We start from the raw sequence: 7,829 nt of genomic DNA, 5'->3' as shown, positions 1-7,829 counted from the left end.
GTCATCGCCATTGCAATAAACTACTTTATTTTCAAAATGACTTTTATAATGTTGCAACTCGCTTTCTCTATCTGAAAGTTGTGTATAAAACTCGTCACTTTTTAATTTTTTAGCATTTTGCAATAATTTATTTGTCGCATTTCTTACCATGTTCAACCTTTTTTGATTTAAAAATGTTTTGTTTTTAGTTATTTACTTTTGGTTATCTGATTAAATATTTCACTGCCTAATACTTGAAGAGAGGTTTTAGAAATTTCAAGCATAATATCAAACATTTTTTTGATATCCCATTTTTCTCCATTCCCTTGTGTGTATATAGAAGTTGCTTGAAGCATTATGGTTTTATCTTTATGTTTGACAAACTTATTCTTACACAAATTGGTATTAATTGGCATTCCATAATTTGCAGAAGTTAATCGATCTAATCTATTTAACGTTCCTGAATTATATTCGAGCGTTACAACCCTTCCATCGGGTGTTTTAATTGAAATATTTTCTGTTAAAAAATTTGAGCCTTCAAGAAATAAGACATAAGGAAAATGAGATTCAGATAACATCAAATTAGCGATTTCAGATATGTTTTTATGCGACCTTTCTATTGCATTACCAGCAGCCATCAAGTCTTGATTATTATTCTTACCTACCAGTTTACCGTTTTTGATATTTTCAATGTCTTTTCCTTGACGTTTAGCTTCCGAGACTAAAACGATTCTCCAATTACCGTTATCGTCTTTTACTTCTATTATTCCACCATCAGGTCTAATACTTGAATCTGATACAAAAAGGGTTTGCCCTAATTCTGGGTCAACTTTCTTTAATGCTTCGTTTATTTCTTCTTTTTTTATACTTCTTTTGTATTGAAAAGATAATTGAGGAAACTCCTTTTTAAGTTGGTCAATAACAAGATGTGAAATTTCTCCAACTATTGTTTCGTGTGATTTTGCTTCAGCCCCAAATATACCAGCTACACCTTTAGACTCTTTATGTTGATTCGTTAATCTTTTCGATTGATTTTTTTTAGACATAATGTATCTTTTCCTTACTTAAACTTTCTGCTTTCTGCTACGGGTAATGTATGTATAACTACATATTATACAGAAACTTTCTGTCTAACACTCTCCAGAGTAACGATAGGTGGAAACTTTCGGCATATTCCCCCATTTTAGCGCAATCGCCCGAACTTTTCCCCATATCATACCCAAGAGCTTATTAGCCAGATTAAACAACCTCTTTTAAGTGGATTCCTAACAACAAGCTCAAATAAAATAGACTTTTCGGGAAGTGTAGCACTAAGTCTTCAATCCACCCCACAATTACCTAATTTGGCTCTTCGGGACTTGGTATGGTTCGATAGGGGGGCATAAATCGACTCAATCCTTATCTGGTAAGAGACTTAATTGATTAGTTCGCTCTAGATCAAAAATAATTGACAAAAATCGCTAAATGCCTTTCTATATAAGGGTTCCATCCCTTATAACCCCCGTCCATTGCATAACAATTACCGAAGAGCCCTTTTTGATTGCCAAAAAGTCTAAAACTATTATCCCACAAGGTTTTTAGCTCTATGCAGCCAACCCTATTTATTGGTGTACTTGCAAATGAAGGACATAATGACCTAAAATCAGGTTATCTGACCATAATTCGTACTCTAGACGCAAATATTCGGGGAAATTATTCCCCTCTAATTTGAGACTACGGGTATAGTTGCGGAGGCGAAAAGCGTAACCCGGTTGAGGACTTTCGGCATTTAACCAGTAGCGACTGACACCAAAAACCCCTTGCTCCCAAAAATGACGATAGGCGAATCTTCCCTGGCCCTGCATGGTCATAATTACCCGATTAGCTGAAATTTCTAGCCAAATTAATTTATTTTGCTTATTTTCGGGTTTAAGTGTCTCTATTTCTGCGAGAGCGACTGGGGGTTGATTGAGGAGAAGATGAAACCGGTGGCGATCCTTTTGGTAGAGGGTAGCGGCAGTGTCTAAAGTGGATAGAATGGGTAGATCTGTCGAGAGCAGACAGAAGGAAACGGGACGGCGGTGATGAGCAAGCATAGACTAGACTTAATGGTGTCCTTATCTCCACAATAGTGGATTCTCCGCCCACCGCTACCTGCACCGGAAATTTTTTTGAGAAAAAATCCAGAAAGCACTTGCATTATTGACAGACTTATGATTATAATTATTAATTGTGAGTAGCCTTCCTCGGTAGCTCAGTGGTAGAGCGGTCGGCTGTTAACCGATTGGTCGTAGGTTCGAATCCCACCCGGGGAGTTAATCAAAAATAGCAGCAATAAGAGAGTATTGCTGCTATTTTAGATGTTTTTAAGTAAGCTGTTGACTATCTAAATTACTCGTTGAGACTGTCTATGAGATGGGAGCGGGGTTGGGGAAATGGGGAATTTCAACTAAAACCCCAAAACCCTAAAACCCCAACACCTAACCCCACCAACAAACTTTTTGCCGCAAACCCTATCTAAATTACTCGTTGAGACTGTCTATGAGATGGGAGCGGGGGTTGGGGAAATGGGGAATTTCAACTAAAACCCCAAAACCCTAAAACCCCAACACCTAAAACCTATCTCCTATCTCCTGACTCCTATCTCCTGACTCCTACCCCCAGGAAAAACTTTTTCAGCAGACCCTAGAGAATTTCAGCGATCGCATTTTCTGGGCCGACTAGAGAAATGTAAGGATTTTGAAAATATTTACTGGCTACCGATCGCGCTTGTTCGGGAGTAATCTGATTAATAGAATCCAGGAAAGTGCGATCGAATTCAATCCCCAAACCTAAGCTTTCATACCAACCGTATAATTGAGCGATTTCGGCGTTAGTTTGTTTACCGAGAGCATATTGACCCAATAACTTATTTTTAGCTGACTGTAACTCCTCCTCACTCAAAGTTACTTTATATAACCTTTCTGCTTCCTGACGCAATCCCGACAGAGCCATGGCTGTGTTTTGGGGTGCAGTTCCCATATAAATGACAAATTGGGAAGAATCGAGACGGGTGGGATAAAAAGCGGAAACATCGTAGGCTAATCCCCGTTTTTCTCGCAATTCCACGAATAAACGACTAGATAACCCATTCCCCAGATAGGTACTCAATAATTTTAAAACGGCATAATCATCCTCTTGCACAGAAGAGCCGGGGTATCCTAACATAACGATCGCCTGTTGACTAGCTTGGACGGTAGTTAAACAGGTGGGCTGAAAATCAAAAGCGGCTGGGGGTAAACTAGATAAAGGAAGATCGGGAATTGACCAACTGCCAAAAATTTCCGTCACTGCTTTTACTGCTTGCTCTAGGGTAATACGGCCAGAAAGACTAATTACCAAGTTATCGGGACGGAAAAAGCGACTATGATAGGCCTGCATATCCTCCCGTTGCAATTGCGAAACCGTTGCCTCCGTACCCAATAAAGACATACCATAGGGATGATCGGGGTACATAGCTGCGCGTAATTGATTAAAAGCCACATTAAAAGGCTGTTCCAATTGAGAGCGAATGCTTTGACGGGTGAGATTTTTCTCTAATTCGATTTCTGGAGGGGGAAAACTGGGAAAACGAATAATTTCCGCCGCTAGACGCAATATATCTAAAAAATCCTTGGTAACGGTCTTTAAACTAACCACAAAATAATCAGTCCCCGTGTCGGCGCTTAAACCGGCTCCCGTGGACTCAACGCGATCAGCAATTTCTAGGGAAGATAACTTTTCTGTACCTTTGGTGAGCAGCACTGCTAACAGACGAAATAAACCCGCTTTTTCGGTTTTTTCCCAACGAGTACCCGCATTTTTGAGAAAAATCCTCCCCGCAACTAACTCCACGGCCGTATTTTCCACCACTAAAAGGGTGATGCCATTTTCTAAGGTTAAGCGGTGAATTGGGGAAGCGGACATCGTTTATTCACAGGGTTGCATTATTGTAATAGCATATCGCTCCGGGGAGAGATACTGACGAGCGAGACGCTGGAGATCTGACGGTTGCAAACTTTGGATAACTTGGGGATAGATCGTTGCTAGGTCGGCAGCTCTCAGGGTTTGATAATATCCATAAAGTCCCGCTAATTGGCCCGGGGTTTCTGTGGAGAAAATATAATCGTTAGCTAATAACTGTTGAGTGCGGTGTAATTCTGCGGGGGTGACGGGATGATCGTGCAGATGTTGGAGATGTTCACAGATAATAGCTTCAATTGCCGCGGTTTGTGAGCTAGATAGCCAAGCACCGATGGTAAAGAGACTGGAATCCCGTTGCAGGGAAAAATTACTGTTAATATCGAGGACGATTTGCGCTTCTTCCCGCAGCTGTCGCACTAACCGCGAACAGCGTCCCCCGGCAAGAATTACCGATAGCAAGTCTAATCCAAAGGCATCTTCTAGGCGATCGCATCCCGGTCCAGTCCATCCCATCAAGAGACGACAATGTTCTAGGTGGGGTAAATATACTTGGGAGCGACGAATTTCGATCATGGGGGGTTCGGCAGCCACTAGATGGGGAGGGGATTCCGAGGGGACGGGAAATTCCCGAAAAGATTGCCGGATAATTTCTAAAGCTGGTTGGGGTTCAATTCCCCCGATAATCGCCACACACATATTTTCTGGTTGATAATAGGTGCGATGGAAACAGCGCATTTGATTGGGGGTTAATTGCTCTAAACAGGGTTGATCACCTAGAATAGAGCGTCCGTAGGGATGGTTTTGATAGATACTTCCGCAGAGAGTTTGGTAGGCAATCCAATCGGGATCATCATAACAGGCCCGTAATTCTTCTAAAACTACATCTTTTTCCCGATAGAATTCCTCATCGTCAATCTCAGCATGGAGGAGAATTTCGGCCAGATGGGGTAAGGTATGTTCAATTTGATCCACACTGGTGGTGAGATAGAAGTGTGCGTAATCGTGACTGGTGGCAGCGTTGGTCATTCCGCCACAATTTTCGATTAAATAGTCGAAGAGTCCGGGGGGAAGTTTTTTCGTCCCCTTAAAGATCATGTGTTCGAGAAAATGGGCCATACCTAACCATGGGTCGGGTTCAGCGATCGCACCTGCTTTCACCCACACATCCACCACCACCACAGGAGTCACGGGTAAATACTGATGAATTACGGTTAAGCCGTGATCTAATTGCCATACCTGAGCGGGAAAAGAACTTGTTTGACACTGCGCTATCGACTTGATCAATGTCCGTTAACCAGATTTTTTGTTAAATTCTATACATATGTTATCTTATCTCTTGCCTGCTCAACCATTAAAAAACTTTTGTCATGATTTCTAGACAATTCTCCCAAATATCAGCCTTATCGGTGATCAGTGATCAGTTATCAGATGTGATACTAAATCCGTTGAGTATAGGCTACATATCAAGACAGGCAAAAGGCCCTCATGCAAAAGGGAGAATAAATAATCAGTCTTTAATAACCGGATTTAGTGTGATACCAAATCCGTTTTTAATAGTGTGATTGACTCTCAAGTTATGAATTGTTTCTCCCCACACCCCACTCTCCTATACTTTTTAAACAGGATTTAGTATGAGTTTTCGGTTCACTGATTACTGTTTACTGTTTACTGATAACTGAAAAACCCCCTATGACAGAAAATAGAGATAACTTCAACGAAACTTATAATGCACTAATTGAGCGCATTGTCAATCTAACTTTAGAAGGAAAAATTAGGGCTAAATCACAGGTTTATAACCTTTTAGCCGAAGCAGTAAAAAATGGCACAGGAGAAATTTTTGAGCGTTGTTTAACCGAAAAAATAATCGTTACTCGCTCACAGTTAGAAACAAAAATTAAAGCGACTAGGGTTTTGCGGGCCCTGGAAACGATCGAAAGTGAATGGGAAAAATATCAAAAAACCAATCAGCAAAATTCTCTCACTGCAGCGGCGATCGATAATCTGGTGAAAATCGATCGAGAGGATCGTTTACTGACGTTAGTAAATTTAATCGATCCCAATCAAAATAATGCTTTAACCCTAGAACAATTACAACAGTTAGCCAAGCATTTACAGACAGTTTCTCAGCAGCGGGGAGAAGCGGATTTATGGCAAATTGCCACGGGGATTAATCTGGGGTTAAATACTTGGTCAAATTTATCGAATGATCTCACCAGTTGGCTCTACGAACAAAATCGCAATCTTGGTTTTACTAATGACAATGAGCGAGTGACTCCTTGGCAAATTTGGGCAAGTAAAGTTAATCCCTCTTGGTTAAAACGAGTCTTAGAAAGTTTAGCTAATCAACAAGCTTTTCATCCTCTCACTCAGGATTTAACTTTAACCGATTGGGTAGAAACTGCTATTGTTTTTCAATATATCCAAAGAGGACTAATTAACTTTTTTGATCAGCGCATCTATAGCGAAAAATTAGGAGCCAAATTATCCATCTCTACCTTTCTCACCTTTGCTTTAATTTGGTCGCTGTTAACCAATAGTTTCGAGCAAGTTAGTAAAAATTCTCTCTATAGTCGGGGCTGTTTTCAGATGGCTTTACAAATTCTGAGAACCTTTGCTCAACGGGATTATTTTCCTTTATACGGAGGAATTTTTGCCTCCTTTTCTGGCAGTTATCTCAAGGATGCGTTAGACTATTTATCAATTCCTCTGCGTTATGTGGAAGGCACGGGAGAAAAGGCGAGAATTTTAACTTTAATTGCCTATTCTAATCGCATTCGCGGCGACTATCGACAGGCCAGAGAATGTCATCAACAAGCTTTAGAAATTGCCCGTCAACAACAGGATTATGCTTGTGAAATAGCTAATTTAAACCATTTATCCCGTCTCAATGCTATCCAGAAAAACTATGCAGAAGCGATTAATTTAAGTCAGAGAGCTTTAATTTTAAGTCGTCAACAGGGTAATAGTTTAGGACAGGCTAACGCTTTAGCTAATTTGGGTTATAGTCAGGTACAGGAAGCGCAACAGTTAGAGAGATACGATCCCGAAATTTATCAAAGTTCGATCGAGTATTTACAGCAGGGATTAAAGTTAGCGGAAAGTCTCCAAGATTGGCAGAGTAAATCCCTTTGTTGTAGCAGTTTAGGTCTAGCATATCTTATCCTTGAAAGAACCCAAGAAGCGATTAATATTCTCCTGCAAGGATTGGAATCGGCCAAATACTACGGGGATGTATATCTGCAAGGTTTATTACTAACTTATTTAGGCGAAGCTTACTATCAAGACAAGAATTTTGAACAGGCAATTTATATGGGTTCTCTAGGAATGTATTGGCTACACGAAATCGGTGCAGTAGAATGGCGACAAGCTGCTAGTCTATTAACGGTTATTCGCGGCAAAAATATCGCAGCTTTTGAACAGACTTTCAGTCTGGAACGTTCCTCCCTGATTAAATCTATTGGACTGGAAGGCTACCAATATATCTCAGAAATTCTCAGCAAATATCAACAGGGTAATTAGTGAATACACAGCCTAAATTATTAATTAATCTCTCGGTACTTTTTCCCCAACCCACGGGAATCAGTACCTACATTCTTAACCTCTTACCCTACCTGAAAAATTTAGAACCAACCCTACTAACAGCTAATAGTTATCCCGACTTTAACTGTTATTCTATCCCCAAAGGTCTCGGCCCCGATCGAGGAGCGAAAGGTCATTTAAAACGCTTACTCTGGACTCAGTTTCGGTTATCGTCAATTTACCGACAATTAAAGGCCAATTTACTCTTTTCTCCCCTTCCAGAAGCGCCGATAAATTCTCCCTGTCGCTTTGTCGTCATGGTCCACGATTTAATTCCCCTGCGGTTTCCCAGTTTTACTTCCCCCTTAACTCACTATTTCCGTTATTATGTGCCGCAGGTATTACAACAG

At 40.6% G+C, this 7,829-nt stretch carries 7 protein-coding genes and 1 tRNA gene; 3 read left to right on the top strand and 5 right to left on the bottom strand.

Annotated elements, in window-relative coordinates:
• The 3 genes from PX481_RS16900 to PX481_RS16890 form a co-directional block, all read right to left on the bottom strand.
• A partial coding sequence (locus PX481_RS16900; protein WP_288095099.1) for an adenine-specific methyltransferase EcoRI family protein occupies window positions 1-150 on the bottom strand: 150 nt, incomplete at its 3' end.
• A 38-nt stretch (window positions 151-188) separates the two neighbouring features.
• Window positions 189-1,025, bottom strand: a complete 837-nt coding sequence (locus tag PX481_RS16895; protein ID WP_002756270.1) for an EcoRI family type II restriction endonuclease — start codon at window positions 1,023-1,025, stop codon at window positions 189-191.
• Window positions 1,026-1,580: 555 nt separating this feature from the next.
• Window positions 1,581-2,054, bottom strand: a complete 474-nt coding sequence (locus PX481_RS16890; RefSeq protein WP_002757431.1) for a hypothetical protein — start codon at window positions 2,052-2,054, stop codon at window positions 1,581-1,583.
• Between the two features lie 147 nt (window positions 2,055-2,201).
• Here PX481_RS16890 and PX481_RS16885 point away from each other — a divergent pair.
• Window positions 2,202-2,273 (top strand) — tRNA-Asn (locus PX481_RS16885).
• A 370-nt stretch (window positions 2,274-2,643) separates the two neighbouring features.
• Here the strand turns inward: PX481_RS16885 and PX481_RS16880 are convergent.
• Together PX481_RS16880 and PX481_RS16875 are read right to left on the bottom strand one after the other, a co-directional pair.
• Complete coding sequence (locus PX481_RS16880; RefSeq protein WP_288095097.1) at window positions 2,644-3,903, bottom strand: M16 family metallopeptidase; 1,260 nt, start codon at window positions 3,901-3,903, stop codon at window positions 2,644-2,646.
• A gap of 3 nt (window positions 3,904-3,906) precedes the next feature.
• On the bottom strand, window positions 3,907-5,184 hold the full coding sequence (locus PX481_RS16875) for a M16 family metallopeptidase (RefSeq protein WP_288095095.1): 1,278 nt from the start codon (window positions 5,182-5,184) through the stop codon (window positions 3,907-3,909).
• A gap of 405 nt (window positions 5,185-5,589) precedes the next feature.
• Here PX481_RS16875 and PX481_RS16870 point away from each other — a divergent pair, with 405 nt between their 5' ends.
• On the top strand, window positions 5,590-7,419 hold the full coding sequence (locus PX481_RS16870) for a tetratricopeptide repeat protein (RefSeq protein ID WP_288095093.1): 1,830 nt from the start codon (window positions 5,590-5,592) through the stop codon (window positions 7,417-7,419).
• Window positions 7,419-7,829 (top strand): glycosyltransferase family protein (locus PX481_RS16865; RefSeq protein WP_502888612.1); only part of this gene is annotated, 411 nt, incomplete at its 3' end. The genes PX481_RS16870 and PX481_RS16865, both read left to right, overlap by 1 nt.

The organism is Microcystis sp. M53603_WE2, from assembly GCF_030065435.1.
The sequence above is the reverse complement of the archived record's forward strand: the minus strand, read 5'-3'. Positions and strand labels throughout refer to the sequence as shown.